The sequence below is a fragment of the Bacteroides sp. 4_1_36 genome, from assembly GCF_003466325.1.
Taxonomy (GTDB): domain Bacteria; phylum Bacteroidota; class Bacteroidia; order Bacteroidales; family Bacteroidaceae; genus Bacteroides; species Bacteroides uniformis.
Genome location: NZ_QSOX01000025.1, coordinates 33,911 through 54,237 on the forward strand (window position 1 = coordinate 33,911; position 20,327 = coordinate 54,237).

Sequence of the window (20,327 nt, forward strand, 5' to 3'; positions counted from 1 at the left end):
AACAGTATACTACGCAGTATTTAGCTTTTCACCGCATTTTCTGAATACAAAAATAAGTTTTAAACAGAAAAGAGCTAAAACCTACCACTTATGAAGAAACTGAGAATGACATTGGCAACATCCATGCTTTTATTCCTGACTGCCATTGTATTGCAATCATGCCTGGACGATTGGGATGACAAATATGACACTTTGTTCGCCGTAGGTACGGTAAAGGTCATCGAAGGAAAAGACTACTATTTCTCACTGGACGAAGGCAGTAAACTATATCCCAGTGACACAACCTATGTTCACGACTATGCCGTAACAGACGGCCAGAGGGCTTTCATCTACTTCCGCGAACTGGAAGAGAAACTTCCAGGCTACGAATACAATGCCCAAATAAAGCACATCGAAAATATTCTGACCAAAGACATCTACTCCATGCCTGCCGAAAAGGCGGACAGTATCGGAGACGACAACATCAACGCCACGGATTTATGGATTACGGGTGAGTATCTGAACATCAAGTATCAATTCTACCACAGTAACAACGAAGATAAGAAGCACATGCTGAACCTGGTCATCAACGAAGCATCCACCGGCGAGAACGACAAACCGGATTACGTCAATCTCGAATTCCGCCACAATGCCTACAATGACAGCCAGCTCACACTGGGCACCGGACTGGCCTCCTTCAAGCTGGACAATATAGCGGAACAGCTGAAAGAGAAAAAAGGACTGAACATCCGCGTCAAAAGTCTATATGACGGTGAACGGTTCATGACCATAGACATTAAAAAAGAAAACAACTAAATCTCCTGAAAACACATTTTTCAACATCTCAATGAGAAGCGGAGTAACATTTCAATATGTTGCTCCGCTTTGTTTTTCCATATCCCGCTTAAATTCATCTTTTTCTTTGTCTATCCACCGGGAAACCCCTACATTTGTAAGAATTTTCACAATAGCAAACATTAAAACGGTCCAAAGGATATGAAATACATACTGGGAACAGTAATTGCAATACTCTGCTCGTTCACCTGCACAGACACCCTATATGGAAAATCTCCCGCAACAGACGTCGACGATATTCTGATAATCAACACTTATACAGAAGCCAATCCCTGGAGTAATGATTTCATCACCTCCATTGTGAACATGGCATCACAGAACAGCCACATCGGAGTATACACCGCACACATGAAAATGCTGACACTTGACGAGGAAAATAAACTGGAGACATTCAAAGAGAGCTTGTTCAAGAGTTACAAGAACCCTAAACTTATCGTGCTTATCGGATGCGGAAGTTTCATCATGTGCGATGAACTGAACCGGCAGTGGCCCGATATCCCCATGATATTATGTGGTGAGAGGGATTATACCGGTCCTAAGGAAACAATGATACGCGAGCACGCCCTGCCCCGCACAGAGCGTATTCCCATCAGTGACCTACAGAAGAAGTACAATCTGACCTTAATGCAATCCAGTGTATACCTGAACGAGAACCTGCAACTCATGAAGCAACTCATCCCCAAAATGGATAAGGTCATGTATATAGGGGATGAAACATACATCTGCCAGCAGAACGACTATGACTTGTCCGAGATTATCCGTGAAAAGTATCCGGAGTTGGATTACCAGTTCCTTAGTGCGAAGGACATCCGAACGGACAGCCTTTTCAATATACTGAACCACGTGAATCCCCATACTACCGGAGTCATCTTTTCATCCTGGCTGTACAAGAGCTCTCCCCATGACAATATCATGAGGAGTAATTCCCACCGGGTCATCTCTACCGCCCCCATCCCTTTGTTTTCGCTAAGGGCCATCGGTATTGAAGAAGAAGGGGGGATTGTAGGCGGCTACATTTACAACAAAGAGAAATATAATGCCCGGCTACTGGAAACCATCCACAAGATATTGGATGGTACCCCGGCACGCAACATCCCGTTATACTATCCCGACGACGGAGCCCCCGTATTCAACTATAAATCCCTTCTGCAGCGTGACCTGAATCCGAAGCTATGCCCCAAGGGTACCATATTCTACAACATGCCTCCCACCTTCTGGGAAAAGTACGAATATGTCATTATCAGTATCACTGCCGCAATCATAACTCTGCTGTTCTTTTTCCAATATCTCCGCCTACAGTCACTGAGTAGAATCAAAAGATTACAGCAGCAACAACTGGACAGCAATCTCAAATACCGAAATCTGATAAACAACATGCCCATCCTATACATGTATGAGAAACTTATAAAAGATGAAAAAGGGCGCATTACTGACACCTTATATATAGATGTCAACAATTTCTTCGAAGACAGATTTATCATGCGCAAAGAGGCTGTCGGCAAGCGGGGAAGCGAATTATTTCCCGAATCCATGAACGAGTTCCTCCATTTCATGAATATGGCATTGAAGGAGAAACGTTCCGTAACTTTCCCCTATTATTACAAGAAGATAGACACTTTCTACGACATTGTAGTCAAGGCTAGCGACAATGGCGAATACATGCACGTCTTCTGCGTTGACAGCACCGAGTTGCACCACACCCAAATACAGTTGAGGTCGACAAACCGGAAACTTTCCATGGCACTCGACGTTGCCAACATCGTACCATGGAAATGGAACCTCCGGACACACACCATACTCTGCGATGTCAACAAGCCGATAGAGCTCAGCAATAATGCCGGTATCATGGACGATGAACAGCTGTCCGTACCCGACAGCCAGTATTTCTCCAAAATACACAAGGAAGACCTGGAAAAAGTGAAACAAGCCTATACAGACCTGATTGAGGGACGTATCCAGAAAGTCAAGGAGGAATACCGCGTCATCAATCATGCCGACGGACACAAACACTTCGACTGGGTGGAGGCCCAGGCCGCCGTAGAAACCTACGACGAGAACAATAAGCCGCTGACCCTGGTGGGCTCTTCGCTGGTTATCACTGAACGGAAAAAGATGGAGACGGAACTGGTTTCCGCCAAGAACCGTGCGGAAGAGTCGAATAAACTGAAATCCGCATTCCTCGCCAACATGAGCCATGAAATCCGTACGCCGCTCAATGCCATTGTGGGATTCTCCGGAATATTGGCTTCCACCGAAGAGGAGGAAGAAAAACAAGAATACGTCAGCATCATTGAGAACAACAATACTTTGCTGCTGCAACTCATCAGTGACATTCTGGACTTGTCAAAGATAGAAGCAGGCACAATGGAATTCATTGATACGGATTTTGAATTGAACAAAGTGATGAGAGAGCTGGAAAGTTCGCTCTGCCTAAAGCTATCGCCCGAAAAGAATGTCACCCTCTCCTTTGAGCCCGGACTGCCCGAATGCCACATTCATTCCGAGCGTAACCGCTTGTCTCAACTCGTCATCAATCTGGTGACCAATGCCATTAAGTTTACCCAAGAAGGCAGTATCCGTTTTGGCTACAAGCTGCAAGACGACAAGATGCTTTATTTCTACGTATCCGATACGGGATGCGGTATCCCCGAAGACAAACAAGAGAGCATATTCGGCCGCTTTGTCAAGCTCAACAATTTTGCCCAAGGCACTGGACTGGGATTATCCATCTGCCAGATGTTGGTACAGCACATGGGAGGCAATATCGGACTGACTTCCAAGCCCGGCGAAGGTTCTACCTTCTGGTTCACCCTCCCCTATGTGCCGGCAAGCCGCATCCGGCAGGCAGAAAGCAAGACCGAACCTATAAAAGTAAAAAAGCAGAAAATCACCGTCTTGGTTGCCGAAGACCATGACAGCAACTTCCGGTTGATTGAGTCCATCCTACGAAAAGACTACAATCTGATACATGCGTGGAATGGTCAGGAAGCCATGAATATGTTCAGGGAATACGACCCGCAGCTTATTTTGATGGACATCAACATGCCGGTGATGAATGGTTACGAAGCGACCAGGGAAATACGCAAATACTCTACACAAGTCCCCATCATAGCCGTCACCGCCTTTGCCTATGCTTCTGATGAACAGCAGGTCATGGAAAACGGCTTCGACGCATATATGGCTAAACCTATCAATGCCAATCAGCTGAGGACACAAATATCAGCTATACTGAAGCAGCATATTATCTTTATGTAAAAAACATCCGGACGGAAGAAGCATGCCAACGTCCGGATGGCGAGTATCAGAATTCATTGTTCAGGCAAGTCAGCCTCAACGAACCGTTGAACGCTTCGGCAGACAATCGCGTCCTGACCTGCACCTGCACGCTGCTCTTCGGCTGGACATCAAAATAATTGTCGCTATACACACTTTCATTGTCGGCAACGGACAAGCATACGGCACGGGCAAACTTGTCTGCCGAAACCATCACTTCATATCCACCTTCAATGGAACGGACTTCAGTCTGCAAATCCACCTTCGGATAATCCATATCCTTCTGCTTGCCCAGACAGTAGTTGTTATGGTACACCCTGCCCGATTTGTCCGTATAGTCTACACGGACATATACCGTTCCTCTATCTGCCCCCTCCAGCAACTTGGCAAGCGGTGCGGAAAAACAGACACGGCTGTCATTACCGGAGATGCCGACAGACTTGCCCCAGTGATGAACCACGGTTCCGTCGAACTGGCAAACCTGGAGCTGCAGCTGGCCGGAAGTATTCTCCAAGCGGTCGGACACTGCATATACTTTCAAATCATCCCCCTCCACTACCGAAGAAATCAGGATGTCATCATAGGCCTTGCGGACATAATAGTGCTGCGCCTTCCAGCGTCCGTAATAGTCACGGCTCGCCCAGGAAGCTACGGGCCAACAGTCGTTGTGCTGCCAGAAAAGCGTCCCCATATTATACGGCATCTGGCGGCGGTGCGACTCGATGGCCGTCTTGATGGCATCTCCCTGCAGCACATGATTCATATAAAGGAATGCCCGGAAATCACGCGGTTTTTTATATTCATTCAACAGGTAAGTCTCAATCAGCCCGTTGGCATGGTCGCCACCACGCTGATGGGACATCATCACCTCGGAACGTATATCCCAGTCTTCGGGGTAAGGAGCATAGCGCTTGACGGACTCGAACTCTGGAAAAGACTGAAAACCGTACTCGCTGAAAAAGCGGGATTTCTCGCTGTCATAATCAGAAATGGGTGCTTTACCATGCCAGACACTCCAATAGTGACGGTCCCCGTCAGTAGTACCGGACATCTCTCCCTCGAATGCGAACGGAGAAGAAGGCCAATAGAAGGTTCCGGGTGCATACTCCCTGACCACCCCGGGTAAGGTGACATGATACTGCTGCCGGTACTGTGCCCAAATCTTGTCGGCATATTCCTTATTCTGCCGTTCTATCTCGCACTTCCAGCCCCAGCCCAGCCAGGCATCCTGGCATTCATTATTTCCACACCACAAAGCAATGCAGGCATGATTGCGCAAACGTTTCACATTGTCCACCGCCTCCTGGTGGATATTATCGAGTAGGGCGCCTTCTGCCGGATACATACTGCAGGCAAACATGAAGTCCTGCCAAATCATGATTCCATACTCATCACACAAATCATAGAAGACATCGTTCTCATAGATACCTCCACCCCAGACGCGCAACATATTCATGTTTACACCGGCGGCATCGAGAATCGTCCTTTTATAATTCTCGGGAGTGACGCGCGGCAGGAAGTTATCCGAAGGGATGTAATTGGCTCCTTTGGCAAAAACCGGACGCCCGTTCAGCTCTATATAGAAAGTATGCCCGTCCTTATCCGGCTGATGCACCACCTTCAAAGAGCGTATGCCCACCCTTTCGGTTTTAGAGTCCAACAATTCCCCACCTGCAATGATATCCGTACGGAAACGATAAAGAAAAGGCTCCCCCAGTCCATTACTCCACCACAGCTTCGGCTTGTGAAGGACAAAATCAACGGTCACCCGATTGGTGCCTCGCTTCAAATCCGCTTGCCACTCGCCAAGCACTCTTCCAGTAACCTCATCCGTTATCGTGACCAACACTCCATTCATATCCTTATCGGCATCCAGCTCCACATGTCCGGCAATCACGGCCCTGCCTGCACCGACTTCCTTCTGCTCGATAAACACATCGTTGATTCTCAAATCGCTCCAAGCCCTGATATACACCGGACGCCAGATGCCGGAGGTAACCAGACGTGGGCCCCAATCCCAGCCATAATGATAACCCGCCTTACGGGCAAAAATGCTTATCTTCTTGTTGAACAAGCCCCCGTTTTCAGACTGGTCATTGGATGCCGGATACTGGTAGGGAAGTGCATCCCATTTGGGGACGTCTATCTTTACCGGCGAATGGAAGTACACCTTCAGTATATTATTCTCCTCCCTGATGTACTGCCTAACGGGGATAGACCAGCGGCGAAACATATTGTCCGCTTTCAGTATACATTCATCATTCAAATAAACGTCAGCGTAAGTATCCAGCCCCTCGAACACAAGCTCCATATTCTCTTTCCGCATCATGTCGGCAGCAAGGGTAAAGCAAGTTTCATAAACCCAGTCTTCCTTGTCAATCCATTGTAATCCCCGTTCGTTCAACCGGAAAAACGGGTCTTCAATAATCTTGTTCTGCAGTAAGTCCGTGTGGACTACTCCCGGAACTGTAGCCGGATACCAATTGGTCAGTCTCGCCTGCCGGAATTTCCAGCCTTCATGAAGGTTCTTTACCACTGTTTTTAGTTTCATACGAGTGTGTTTCATAGCTTTCTTTGACTACTCTAAATTACGGATAGACAAAAATACGACATTCAAAGGATACTTTATAATATCTTCTTAACGAAACATGATACAATCCCGTACACACCTACCGGGTCAGCGTCGCTGCACATCTGCTGCAGTGTGACTGCAAACGTGTTGCAGCGCTACTGCATATATGCTGCAGTGACACTGCATATGTGTTGCAGCGCCACTGCAAAGCTGAATGCAGTAGCACTGCAAAAAGCATGCACTTGCTTTGCAGTAGCAATGCATTATCCCATCGCCTTATTCGGGCTTTCGATAATCCTCGCTTCTTCGCTGTGCCCATCAGTAGGCAGCCTCAGCAACGGGAGATTGATGACACAAATTATACTTCACTGGGCGGAACACCAAACTGCCGCTTGAAGCTGCGCGAGAAGTTGGCCAGCGAAGAAGCTCCCACCTTGTAACACACTTCGCTCACAGTGTATTTGCCCGTCTGCAGCAGTTGCATAGCCGTGTTCATGCGATAAGTGATAAGAAAGTTCTGCGGTGTTTGTCCCGTCAACGACTTGACTCGGGCATACAAGCTGCTGTAGCTCATCAGCATTTCCTTTGCCAGCGAGGTAATGCCGAATGCCTCGTCATCCAAGTGCTTGTCCAGCAACGTGTGCAAATTCTCCAAAAACTGACGGTCTTGTTCATTAAGTATCGCTTCTCGCGCCTCTCCCCTCGGTAGGCTTTCCGAGGTGAGGTTTTGCACAATCCATTGCATCCGTTTACGGTTTTTCAACAGATTGTTTATGACGGCTTTCAGATAGAAGGGGTCGAAGGGCTTGCCCACGTAGGCATCAGCACCACAATCCAGTCCTTTGATACTGCTGTCCATATCGTTCTTTGCCGTTAGCAGAATAACGGGAATACGCCCCCAATCGGCACTTGTCTTGATAGTCTTGCACAACTCGTAGCCGTCTTTCCGAGGCATGACCACATCACTCACAATCAGTTCAGGCAACTCCATCTCTAATCTGTCTATGGCTTCCTCTCCATTTTCCACGACAACGATATTGTAATCTGGCGACAACAGCACTCGCAGGTATTCGCGCACCTCCTGATCGTCTTCTACAATGAACAGCGTGTTCTCCTTAGAGACTACTTTTTCTACGGCATTCGTCTCGACTGCCGGTATGGGTATCTTGTACTCATTGTCTTGTGCCCGTTCCTCGGGACTATATGCTGTCAGCGATTGTGGGATACTAAGAGTGAAGCAAGCCCCCTGAGGGTGCTTGGAAGTGTAGTCTATGTTTCCCTTATGCAGGTGTGCCAAATATTGCGCATAATTCAGACCGATGCCCTTACCATTCACATTGGGGTATTTCTTATCAGCTCCCAACCGTTCAAAGCGATCAAACAGTTGTTTCTGTTTTTCGGGTAAAATACCTTGTCCCGTATCGGCCACGCATATTTGTACGTTTTTCCCGTCGCTTTCCACAGTAATGTCGATACTCCCCTCTTCAGGTGTGTACTTAATGGCGTTACTGAGCAAGTTATAAAATATCTTTTCCACCTTCTCCGTATCAAAACAAGCCACCGTATCCTGCTTCTGTTCAGCGTGCATGTTTATCGTCAGCCCTTTTTCGTGGGCAATAAACCGGAAGTTCGCTATCTGTGCCTGAACGAAAGCTACCGGGTCTACCACGGCAACCCGGAGTTGCTTCTCGTCCTTCTCACCTTCCTTGGGGTCAAGCAACTGCTTCACAAGCCGCAACAAGCGGTCGGCATTGCGCAACATGATATCCACCAAGCCACGCTCATGTTCATTCAGATTGTTTTCTTTCGCCAGTTCTTTCAACGGGGCATATACCATGGCTAGCGGTGTACGTACTTCGTGCGAAATGTTGGTCACAAAGTCTATGTGTGCCTGATTTATCTCCCTTTGGTACTTGACCAATGCCAGTCTCTCCTCTTGTGTCCGCCAACGTATAATTAGCCGGATGACCAGTAGCACCAGCCCGATACCGACCAGCCAGTATAACACAATAACCAAGGGCGTAGCCCATGGTGCAGGGTGAACAACCACCTCCTTGGTCAGTTCGTTCTTGCACCACTCTCCGCTCAGTATGCGAGCTTTCACCTTGAACGTATATTTTCCGGTAGGCAGGTTGGAATAGGCCACCCGCTTGTTGGAACCAGCGTCAATCCAGTTCTTGTCGAAGCCCTCTAGCATATAGGCATAGTTCAGCAGAGAACCCGCCTCTAACTTTAATGCCGAATAGTAGAACGTAACTGTATTCTCCCGATAAGACAACGATAGTTTTTCCTCGCTCTTATTATGTATTCCCCCGTTCACCAATATCATGTCCAGATTCAGCGGGATATCCGGTTCTTTCTCGATGGGTACATCCGGATAAATGACTGTAATGCCACCCGAGCCTCCGAAAAACAAGGTACCGTCTGGTGCCACTGCCGCACAATTCAGCGCATACAGCTTCCCCTTGCAGAAGTAGTTATCATATAAATAAGAAAATGTTTTTTCCTGCACATCATACTTTCCTATATGCGTAGACGAACTAAACCAGATGTTCCCTTCCTTGTCTTCGATTACTGCCTTCAAGCTGTTGTCTATCAATCCCGACGATAAATCAAACCGCTCCAGCCATTGTGTGCGTGGGTCGTAATGCACCAGCCCGGTATTGTAAGTCCCTATCCAGTACGTATTGTTCCTATCGATAATAAGTGAATTCGGGTTGGGCAAATAAAGAGAATCCAACGGGATGAACTGTTGGTCTTCACCAAATTTATAGATACCGTTGGCCACCGTATAGAGAATCATTGTACCCGATGGGCGCAATGTCTGCAACTGCGAAAACGAAATGCTGCCCGGTGCATACCGGTAAGTGAACTTCCCGTCGGCCGCCAGCGTGGCAAATCTATCAGCCAGCGTAACCCAAATACGTCCTTCCTTGTCTTCACTGATGGAAAACACATTGGCCGGGAAGGTATAATGGTTCTCTTCCCGTACGATTTTCCCCTCCCGGATAGCATACTGCCGCACCTCCGAACGGTTCCGGATGACCCACAACCTATTCTTCGAGTCAATAAAAATATGCCCGTAAAGGCCACCATCTGCCAAGTGGAAAGCTATCTTATCACCACCTATATCATAACTGGCAATATCGTGCGAGGAGCGCATCCACAAATAGCCCTCATAGTCGAACAAAAGATTTTTCACGAAGGGGTCTTCCAAGCGTTCGAAGATGGACGACAAATTGTTAAAGGCTGCCTTTTCGGGATAATAGTGAAAGTCGTTCTCTTGATCAGACAGCCATATTCCGTTGTTTGTATCGATGAAACAGACATATCTATCCCCCTTCAACTGTTGCTGCACATGGATACGTGTCAACACCCGTCGAGCCACATCGTAACGGTACATTCCCTCACCCGAAATACCTATCAACAGGAAGTTTTGCCGATAAGGAAGCACGAAGTGTATTTTTTTGTTCTGTGTAGCCTCCATAAAGTCAGTAGGTAAAAGCAGTTCTTCCCACGTCTTTGCGTCATAACACAATAATCCTTTACTTGTAGTCACCCACATGTGGTGGCTGGCGTCTTCCACAATACTTTCTATATAGGTATCCTTAGAGCCATTCAGCGTCCGCAACAAGTTCAAGTCTCTGTCCAATATATAAATATCTGTGGCATGGTGCCTAGCGTTGGCCGTCCACACTTGCTTTTGACTGGAAATGGTAATAGCACCGACTATGCTCATGCCTGGTTGTAGATAATATTTTTCCTCTTTCAGCGTCTGCTTGTTCACCTTGGCCACCCCCTTACGATCAGTAATAATGAGCCACTCGTTATCCAGATCCAGCACACGCCCTATGGGATTGAAGCCTACCTGTTGCGGATGTCTGAATATACCATCCTCCCACACGCACAATCCGCATTCATTTGACATCCACAAACGGTTATTGGCATCAAACATTAAATTATCCACATAGTCGCTATTGAGCGCTGTGGACTCTTCTTGCGCATAATATACAGTATAATTCGAACCGCTGAAACGGTTCAACCCGTGATTGGTCCCTATCCAGATGTAGCCTTTGGGATCTTCGACAAACGAAGTAATGAAGTTACTTGATATCTGTTCTACCAGCGGAAACTGGGCTGGCAGGGGTACAGACCACAACATCAGTAATAAGGCATAAATGCCTTTCCATTGCAGTTTGAGTTTTTTCATACAAGTAGTATGTCATTTAAGGTTCACGTGAAACATCAGTATTCTTTTTCTCTGTACAAAATTATATAAAACGAGCGATAATCAAAATATATCCTTGCTTTTGTCAAAAAGTACATGAGCAATAAATGGGGTTCCAACTTAGAGATTAGCGGTTAGTGATGGGTGGATACAAGTAAGAAAGGCTTATTAGGAATATATAGGTAAAGACTTGTCTCAATGTTGAAATCATACGCTTTAAACAACATTAAGTAGATTTTGATAAATCAATTAAAGATTTTGATAACATCATACAAACGATTTTCACCACATTTGGGGCGATAAAAGACCAAATGTTATGCGAATAAGTAAATCTGGTATTATGAAGTTGAAGACGGTTTCCTTGCTATGTGTAGGAAGCGTTTTGCTGTGCGGCATTTTAGCTTGCTCCAACCAGGCCAAGCAGAGCACAGAGGAAAACAATGATGAACAACAATTGTTCATTGGTGATAACATTGCCGTAGCTCAGACCCAATACGGCAAAGTGAAGGGCTTTATATTAAAGGGTATCTACAATTTCCGTGGAGTGCCTTACGGGGCAAGCACGGCGGGTGAGAACCGCTTCATGCCTCCTCGAGAACCCGAACCGTGGGAAGGCATTCGACCTGCTGTATTCTGGGGTGACACAGCCCCACAAAAGACCAAGGGGAAGTATCGCAACAGTTACAGCACGCTTGTAGACCATTGGAACTATTATGATGTAAGCGAAGACTGCCTTATGTTAAATATTTGGACGCCCGGACTGACGGATAACAAGAAGCGTCCCGTGCTAGTGTGGCTACATGGAGGCGGCTTTACCAACGGTAATGGTATTGAACAAGATGGTTATAATGGCGAAAATATCAGCCGTTATGGTGACATCGTGTTCGTATCCATCAATCATCGTTTGGGGCCTATCGGGTTTTCCGATCTTTCGGTGGCCGGTAAGGGATTCGAAGCATCGGGCAATGTGGGCATTCTCGACCTGGTCGCCGGCTTGAAATGGGTACACAACAATATCGGGCAATTTGGCGGAGACCCCGACAATGTCACTATCATTGGCCAATCGGGCGGTGGTTCCAAAGTGTGTACTCTGGTGGCCATGCCCGAAACGCAAGGGCTTATCCACAAGGCCATAGCTTTGAGCGGAAACTCTACTGATGCCATTGACAAGAATTACAGTGCAGCCGTAGGCAAAGTAATCTTGCAGGAAGCCGGCTTGAAGCCTTCCGAAGCAAATAAATTACAGCAGATGCCGTGGCTCGACTATATTGAGTTAGCAAACCGTGCTATGGCCAAGTATAACGAACAAGCTGGCATTACCGGTCGCCGCAGCAACTTCGGTCCTATCGCCGACGGTACACATATTCCTATGGGCGGATTTTTTACCAATCCCTCAGCCCCCTCGGCCAACATCCCAATGATTTTCTGCACTACCAATTGCGAATTTTCCCTGAGTCGTGACAACTCCACTTTGGAGCAGATAGACAAGAAACAATTAGTTGAAATGATAAACCAGATGAAAGGTGGGAACGGTGACAAGATAGTCGACGCTTATGCCAAAGCCTTCCCAGACAAAAAGCCTATCGAGTTGCTTGGTTTAATATTGAGTTCACGTGAAAATGTCATTGCTACAGCCAACCAGAAGCTGACACAAAAGGCCCCGGTCTATTTGGCATGGTTCGGTTGGAATCCTCCCTTGTTCGACGGCCGCATGCGCGCCTTCCATTGTCTGGACATCTGCTTCTGGCTGAAGAACACCGACTTAATGATTACCCATACAGGCGGTGGTAAGCGTCCGCGCGACCTTTCTATGAAAATGACCGATGCTTTGTTGAACTTCATGCGCATCGGCAATCCCAATTGTGCAGGCCTGCCCGAATGGCCACAGTACACAGCTGAGAAGGGTGCCACGATGATGCTCAACGATGTCTGTGAGGTGGTTTACGATCCCGATAGGGAAGCACGTGAATCCTTAAAATAAAGCTCTTCATTTTTTATTTAAAGATTGTTGCACTATACAACGTGAGAGATATGTTGAAAAGTAGTTTTGTGTGAACCCTAAAACACGAAAGAGAATGTATTATCCTTAATATTAACCTTATAATTAAAATGTGAGAAATGCATATGAAAAAAAGTGTAATTTTATGTTTTTGCAACGTAGTTTTGTCACTCGTACTAACACTTGCTTGTATACAAGCAGTTCCGGTACAAGCATCTCCTCTGCAGTCAAAGACGATTACGGGAGTAATAACATCGGGTACGGACGGTTTTCCCTTGATTGGAGTAAGTGTCCAAGTACAAGAAAATTCTACCGGTAGTATCACTGACCTTGATGGTCGATACTCAGTGCAAGCCAGCGAAGGGCAGACCTTGGTCTTCTCTTACATTGGCTTTAAGTCGCAAACCATCAAGATAGGCACATCTTCTATCATTAATGTGGTACTGATAGAAGACAATGAAATGTTGGACGAAGTCGTGGTTGTGGGCTATGGTGTCCAAAAGAAAAAGTTAGTGACAGGTGCCACCGTCCAGGTAAAAGGCGACAAAATCGCCGAGCTGAACACCACCAATCCTTTGCAGGCCATGCAGGGACAGACACCTGGTGTAAACATCACTTCTATTTCCGGCCAACCGGGTGAAAGCCTCAAGGTTAGCATCCGTGGTTTGGGTACCATAGGTAATGCTGAACCATTGTATCTGATTGATGGCGTTCGCGGTGACATCTCCAACCTGAACCCTGCCGACATCGAAAGTATCGACATCTTGAAGGATGCCGCTTCCGCTGCCATCTACGGTGCGCAGGCAGCCAACGGTGTAGTGTTGGTGACGACCAAGAACGGTAAGGAAGGTAAGGCTGTAGTGTCATTCGACGGTTACTTCGGTGTACAGAACGTGGCAAAAGAAGTGAACTTATTGAATACCGAACAGTACATCATGATTATGGACGAGTCGCACCGCAACTCTACCGGTTCTGGATATAATTGGAGCGGCTATAAGTCTATTTATGATGCAAACGGTAATCTCTATGATGTAGATTGGCTGGACAAAATGTTTGAAGACAATGCTCAAATGCAGAGTTATACCCTTGGTATTACGGGTGGTTCAACGGTTTCCCAATATGCCATTTCGTTGGGTTACATGTCACAGGAAGGTATTGTTGGCGGTAAGGACGTGTCTAACTTCTCCCGTTACAACTTCCGCATCAACTCTGAGCACAAGTTATTCAAAAATCTACTGAAGGTGGGAGAACAAGTTAGCTTCGTTTACCGTGATAAGACTGGTGTCGGCGTAGGCGGCCAATACGATAACTCGTTGCGTGGCGCTTACGAAATTGCTCCATTTGTTCCCATTTACAGCGATAACAACATTTACGACATGCCCTACAATGATACCTCCAATTCCGATTGGAATCAGGAAAGCGGTAACCCTTATGGTTTAATGATGATGCGCCATAATCAAAACAAAAACGTCTTCTTCTCCGGCAACGCTTATGCCGAATTGCAGCCCATCAAGAACCTAAAAATTCGTACTGTATTCGGTGCTAACTACAGTACCAATGAATACCGCAACTTCAACCCGATATACCAATTCGGTTCTACAAGCCGTAATACTAATACCAGTGTTACCCAAAATATGCAGCATGTATTGGAACTTACATGGACCAATACGGCTACTTATGACTGGAAAGTTAATGACCATGCCTTCAAAGCCTTGATCGGTATGGAGTCCTACCAATACAATGGCACTTACTTAAGTGGTAGCAATTCTTCCTTGAAAGAAGGATTCGACGATTGGGAACATGCTTACATCAGCAATGGTACAGCTTCTTCTACTGCCAGTGGTTTAGGTGTCAGCGGTTATCCATTGGATGAAAACCGTACGGTCTCTTACTTCGTCCGCTTTGGTTGGAACTGGAAAGAGACCTACATGCTGAACGCTACGGTACGTGCCGACGGTTCTTCCAAGTTTGCCCGTGGCCATCGTTACGGTTATTTCCCATCCATCTCCGCAGGCTGGATCATGACCAACGAGAAATTCATGGAAAGTACCCGTAGCTGGCTCGACTACTTTAAGCTACGTGTCAGCTGGGGACAAGTAGGTAACCAAAACATTGATAACTACCAATACTTAGCACCTATCACGTCGCAATATATATATTACTATTTCGGTAACTCGCATCAAAATTCGTCTACCGAAGCTGCGGCATTAGGTAACAACTGGGGCGCTTATCCCAGCCGTTTGGCCAATGAAAAGTTGACATGGGAAACTTCTGAACAGACCAATATCGGCTTCGACGCTCGCTTCTTCGACAGCCGTTTTGGTGTGAACTTTGATTTCTATATGAAGACAACAAAGGATTGGTTACTCACAGCTCCTATTCTGAATACGGCTGGTACAGGCGCACCTTACATCAATGGTGGCGATGTAAAGAACACCGGTGTGGAACTGGCTTTGACTTGGGATGACACGTTAGGTAAGGACTTTAAATATAACATCTCACTGAACGGTTCCTACAACAAGAATGAGGTAGGTAACATTCCTACCAGCGATGGTATCATCCATGGTGCAGGCGATGAGTTGTACAACAATGCCAGCGAATTCTACCGTGCAGAAAATGGCCAACCTATCGGTTATTTCTGGGGCTATAAAACTGCCGGTATCTTTCAAAATACACAGGAAATAGATGAATGGCGTGCCGCAGGCAACGGTATCCTGCAGTCTAATGTACAGCCGGGCGATGTGCGCTTTGTGGACCGAAACCATGACGGTCAAATCAACGACAAAGATAAGGTGAACTTAGGCAACGGTACTCCTGATTTCACGTTGGGTTTGAACTTGGGCTTCGTTTACAAAGGCTTCGATTTCTCCATCGTGGCAAACGGCGCCTTTGGCCAGCAGATTGTGCAGTCTTACCGTAACCACACCCGTCCTACACCAAACTACACCACAGCTATCCTTGACCGGTGGCACGGTGAAGGCACCAGTAACCGGATTCCGCGCGTTACAGATAGCAACATCAACTATCAGTTCTCTGACTTATTTATACAAAATGGTGACTACCTGCGCCTAAGTACCCTTACGTTGGGTTATGATTTCGCCAAATTATTCAAGGGCAAAGCAGTCAGCCAAGCTCGCCTATACTTTCAGGTACAAAACCTATTCACCATTACCGGGTACGACGGTATGGATCCAGAAATCGGTTTCGGTTCTTCCAACAATTCTTGGGTATCGGGCCTAGATTATGGTTATTATCCGCGCCCCCGTACTGTTCTTGTAGGTGTAAATCTTAAATTCTAATTTATAAAAATACGTATGAATATGAAAAATATTAGGTCTAACATAATTGCAGCAGGCATTTTATGCCTGAGTTTGGGAATGACTTCTTGCACTAAGGGCTTCTTGGATGTGGAATCAAAGACCGAATCTACGACAGGAAATTTTTATAAAACAGAGCAAGATGCCTATCGTGCCTTGTTGGGCTGCTACGATGGTTATAGACGTGCAACATGTGGTAGCGCTGTCAATTTCTTGGTTAGCGCCGAAGTAATGGGGTATGAATGTTTCGGCGGTTCCGGTGCTTCCGATGGTAACGGTATGCGTGTGACCGATCGCTTTGACCTCTCAGAAATGCCTTCTTCTACAGGTTCCAGTTGGTCTGGTTATTATGCAGGCATTTATCGTTGCAACGAATTAATCACACGCGAAAATAGCATTCAATGGAACGAAACGGGTAGCATGCATACTCAGTATATGGCCGAGTGCCATGCCATCCGTGCCTTCTTATATTTCGATGTGGTACGTCAGTTTGGTAACATTCCTTTGCTTACCAAACCTACTGATGAAAATATACCGCAGGCAGATCCCGCTGACGTGTATAAGCTGATTTTCGATGACCTGAAGTTTGCCATCGAAAATATTCCGGCAAACGCTTATCCCAAAGCTGAATCGGAAACAAACGATGGCAAGATTACCAAATATGCTTGCGAGGCCATCTTGGCACGTGCTTATTTGTACTACACCGGTTATTATGGTCAAGAGCCTGAAGGCGTGACCAAGGCTGATGCGTTAGCCGCTGTGGAAGACATTATTTCTTCAGGTCAATACGCTTTGATACCCGAATACCGGCGTTTGTGGCCTGCCGCTTGTGCCCAAAAAGCAGAAGTAGGTGATATGACTACCCTATATGGCGATTATGCCGGTGATGGTAATAACGAGACAGTATTAACCGTAAAATGTACAGCCAGTGTTAACTGGTCTGGTTTGGACGGTAACCGTTGGCAAGTAAACATTGCTTTGCGTACCTCAACAGGTGTGGCTCCTTATGCACAAGGTTGGGGATATGCTACAGTAAATCCTAAATTCGTTGAGGAATATGAGGATGGCGATACTCGGCGTACAGCTTCTGTGATTGATATAAAAGGCGAGGGATTGGAAGACAATCAGTTGGTTCAAACTTGTATTGTCCAATCGCAGGAATACACCGGTTACTATATCAAGAAGTATGCTCCATTGGCCTTTGCCGATGGTACACATGCTGGTATGGAAAACGGTACGGGTAACTTGATGATTTCAAACCACCAGGATTATGTTCAAGTTCGCTATGCCGACGTGTTACTAATGGCAGCTGAGTTGGGTAGCCCTAATGCGCAACAGTATTTCAACATGGTTCGCGAACGTGCCTTTAAGGATAAAGATGGCAACACCTCTCCGTTATACACCGAAAAACAAGCTACGAAAGAAAACATAATGCGCGAACGTCAGTTTGAATTTGCTTTCGAAGGCATTAACTATTACGACTTGCTACGCCAAGGCATAGACTATGCGGCTGCCCAATTAGCCAAACAAAACGGCGTTGAAGTGATGACAGCGGGTGCTCCTGCTACCATCTCGTTCAATCCTCAGAACTTTATAAACAAGGCAGGTTTGATGATGGTCAACACGAACCAGATTCTATTATCTGACGGTGTTTTGAAACAAAATCCTGGTTGGTGATAAGAGCCATATGCTTATAATATGAAATTAAAACAGGAATGCCGTTTGCGACTGGTTGTCATTTTGACACCTTCATCAAGACTATCCGTTTCTGTACATTTTTAAAGTGAGAAAACAAAATTTGCTACATATTAAGGTTTACAAACTCAATTTATGTAATCATGAAAATGAAATCTTTATTTGTTGTGTTGTGCCTCACGATGGCTTATCTATCGGTCGGAGCGCAGAAAATTTACAAATTTCAGAACACGAAACTATCGGACGAAAAGCGTATTGACGCCTTGCTGGAAGAACTTATGCTGGAGGAAAAAATTGCTTTACTCGGCAGCGACCTAGCGGTGCCCCGTTTGGGCATACTTTCTTGCCGCCACCACGAGGGCCTACATGGATTGGCCTTGGGTGGTCCTGCTGCTTGGGGAGGACGTAAGAAAGGTGAAGATGGAAAAATAATTCCTACTGATAGACCTACGACTATTTTCCCACAATCATATGGACTGGGCGCTACGTGGGATGTGGACTTAGTGAAAAAAGTAGGTGAGCAGGCTTCCCTTGAAGCGCGCTACTACATGCAACGTCCTGAAGACAAGCGTACAGCCTTGGTAATGCGTGCTCCGAATGCCGACTTGGCACGCGATCCGCGCTGGGGACGCACGGAAGAAAGCTACGGAGAGGATGCCTTCCTTACTGCCAGACTGACAGTAGCCAATATCAAAGGCTTGCAAGGTGATAACCCACGCTATTGGCGTACTGCCGCCCTGATGAAACATTTCCTGGCCAACAGTAACGAAGATCGCAGAGACAGCACATCAAGCAACTTCGATATGCGCCTATTCTACGAATATTATGCTTATCCCTTCTACAAAGGCATTACCGAAGGCGAAAGCCATGCTTTTATGGCTGCCTATAACGGATGGAACGGCCCGGCCATGTGCGTACATCCTTGCTTGAAAGAAATTACTCGCGACAAATGGGGCAACAACGGCATTATCTGCACGGATGGCGGAGCACTGAAGCTGCTAGTCAATGCCCACCATGCCTATCCCACTATGGCCGAAGGAGCGGCTGCGGTGGTAAAGGCTACTACAGGACAATTCTTGGATGTTTATAAGCCCTATATTGAGGAAGCTTTAGAAAAGGGTTTACTGACTGAGAAAGACATTGACAAAGCTATTCGTGGCAACCTATACGTAGCCTTAAGGCTAGGATTGCTGGACGGAAAAGATTCTGCAGACCCTTATAAGAACATCGGTACCATCCCCAACGAAGTGCCTCCTTATGAACGTGAGGAAGCCAAACAATTAGCACGCGAGGTGACGGCCAAGTCGGTGGTGCTGCTGAAGAACAGTAAGAATCTTCTGCCCCTCAATGCCTCCAAGCTGAAGAAGATAGCCGTAATAGGCCCTTATGCCGATAAGATTGTGCAAGACTGGTATAGCGGCACACCGGCATATGAGATTACTATCTTAGAGGGCATTCGCAACGCCATGAAAGATGGACAAACAGAAGTGATTTATGCTACCAACAATGCAATAGATGAAGCCGTAAATGCGGCCCGGGAGGCTGATGTAGCTGTGGTATGCGTAGGAAACCATCCGTATGGCACACGTCCTGACTGGTTCTTCTGCCCCGTGCCGAGCGACGGACGAGAAGCTGTGGATAGAAAGTCGCTGATGCTGCCCGATGAAGACTTGCTGAAGCAGGTGTACAAGGCCAATCCCAACACTATCTTGGTACTAGTTAGCAGCTTCCCATACACCATCAACTGGAGTCAAGAAAATCTGCCAGCCATTTTGCACATTACGCATTGCAGTCAAGAACAAGGCAACGGTTTGGCCGATGTCTTGTTTGGTAAGGTCAACCCCTCTGGACATACCACTCAAACATGGGTGAAGGACATTACCGACCTACCCGACATGATGGATTATGACATTCGTAACGGACGTACCTACATGTACTACAAGGATGATGTGCTTTATCCCTTCGGCTATGGCTTGAGTTATACTACATTCGACTACCAGCAAATCAAGTCTGTCAAGCAGGACAAGGATAAGGTTACCGTAACCGTGTTGGTAAAGAATTCGGGTAGCCGCGACGGTGAGGAAGTGGTGCAGCTGTATGCCAGCTATCCGGAATCAAAGGTAGAACGCCCGATGAAGCAACTGAGGGCATTCAGTAAGGTGCCTATCGCAGCCGGTGATACAAAGGAAGTGGTGCTTGATATTCCCAAGGAGGATTTCGCTTATTGGGATGAAATTCAAGATAAGTTCGTTGTGGAGCCCGGTAAGGTAAAACTACTTATCGGTGCCTCTTCAGCAGATATCCGTCTGGAAGGTGAAGTTACTTTATAGAACAGTTATTAGAGTTGAGTAAAAAGATTGTGATAGACAATGCAGAATCCGCACGCAGTCTGTCCTTTGCATAACTGTG

8 protein-coding genes are annotated in these 20,327 nt (G+C 46.5%); 6 read left to right on the top strand and 2 right to left on the bottom strand.

Annotated features, from left to right (window positions below):
• Window positions 1–90 precede the first annotated feature (90 nt).
• Window positions 91–795 (top strand): NigD-like protein, encoded by a 705-nt coding sequence (locus DXD65_RS18415; protein WP_005831671.1) that lies wholly within the window; start codon window positions 91–93, stop codon window positions 793–795.
• Between the two features lie 180 nt (window positions 796–975).
• A complete protein-coding gene (locus DXD65_RS18420) occupies window positions 976–4,089 on the top strand; it encodes an ATP-binding protein (RefSeq protein ID WP_117589637.1) in 3,114 nt (1,037 codons plus the stop codon).
• 46 nt (window positions 4,090–4,135) lie between these two features.
• Here DXD65_RS18420 and DXD65_RS18425 read toward each other — a convergent pair whose 3' ends face one another.
• Window positions 4,136–6,673, bottom strand: a complete 2,538-nt coding sequence (locus DXD65_RS18425) for a beta-mannosidase (RefSeq protein WP_117589636.1) — start codon at window positions 6,671–6,673, stop codon at window positions 4,136–4,138.
• 364 nt (window positions 6,674–7,037) lie between these two features.
• On the bottom strand, window positions 7,038–10,889 hold the full coding sequence (locus tag DXD65_RS18430) for a hybrid sensor histidine kinase/response regulator transcription factor (protein WP_117589635.1): 3,852 nt from the start codon (window positions 10,887–10,889) through the stop codon (window positions 7,038–7,040).
• Window positions 10,890–11,247: 358 nt separating this feature from the next.
• On the opposite strand from DXD65_RS18430, the gene DXD65_RS18435 reads away from it, so the two are divergent.
• From DXD65_RS18435 to DXD65_RS18450, 4 genes are all read left to right on the top strand, one after another.
• The gene (locus DXD65_RS18435) at window positions 11,248–12,888 is read left to right on the top strand and encodes a carboxylesterase/lipase family protein (RefSeq protein ID WP_233556160.1); all 1,641 of its coding nucleotides are present in this window, start codon (window positions 11,248–11,250) and stop codon (window positions 12,886–12,888) included.
• Between the two features lie 143 nt (window positions 12,889–13,031).
• Window positions 13,032–16,205, top strand: a complete 3,174-nt coding sequence (locus tag DXD65_RS18440) for a SusC/RagA family TonB-linked outer membrane protein (RefSeq protein ID WP_117589650.1) — start codon at window positions 13,032–13,034, stop codon at window positions 16,203–16,205.
• Between the two features lie 21 nt (window positions 16,206–16,226).
• Window positions 16,227–17,900 carry a RagB/SusD family nutrient uptake outer membrane protein gene (locus tag DXD65_RS18445; RefSeq protein WP_016272722.1) on the top strand — a complete coding sequence of 558 codons (1,674 nt, stop codon included), beginning with the start codon at window positions 16,227–16,229 and terminating at the stop codon, window positions 17,898–17,900.
• Between the two features lie 161 nt (window positions 17,901–18,061).
• Entirely contained in the window at window positions 18,062–20,248 is a 2,187-nt protein-coding gene (locus DXD65_RS18450; protein WP_117588487.1) for a glycoside hydrolase family 3 C-terminal domain-containing protein, read from the top strand.
• The last annotated feature ends 79 nt before the right edge of the window (window positions 20,249–20,327 follow it).

Excerpts from the sequence above, each read along its gene's own strand:
- DXD65_RS18415 (WP_005831671.1), top strand. The coding sequence starts at position 91 with ATGAAGAAACTGAGAATGACATTGGCAACATCCATGCTTTTATTCCTG.
- DXD65_RS18420 (WP_117589637.1), top strand. The coding sequence starts at position 976 with ATGAAATACATACTGGGAACAGTAATTGCAATACTCTGCTCGTTCACC.
- DXD65_RS18425 (WP_117589636.1), bottom strand. The coding sequence starts at position 6,673 with ATGAAACACACTCGTATGAAACTAAAAACAGTGGTAAAGAACCTTCAT.
- DXD65_RS18430 (WP_117589635.1), bottom strand. The coding sequence starts at position 10,889 with ATGAAAAAACTCAAACTGCAATGGAAAGGCATTTATGCCTTATTACTG.
- DXD65_RS18435 (WP_233556160.1), top strand. The coding sequence starts at position 11,248 with ATGAAGTTGAAGACGGTTTCCTTGCTATGTGTAGGAAGCGTTTTGCTG.
- DXD65_RS18440 (WP_117589650.1), top strand. The coding sequence starts at position 13,032 with ATGAAAAAAAGTGTAATTTTATGTTTTTGCAACGTAGTTTTGTCACTC.
- DXD65_RS18445 (WP_016272722.1), top strand. The coding sequence starts at position 16,227 with ATGAAAAATATTAGGTCTAACATAATTGCAGCAGGCATTTTATGCCTG.
- DXD65_RS18450 (WP_117588487.1), top strand. The coding sequence starts at position 18,062 with ATGAAAATGAAATCTTTATTTGTTGTGTTGTGCCTCACGATGGCTTAT.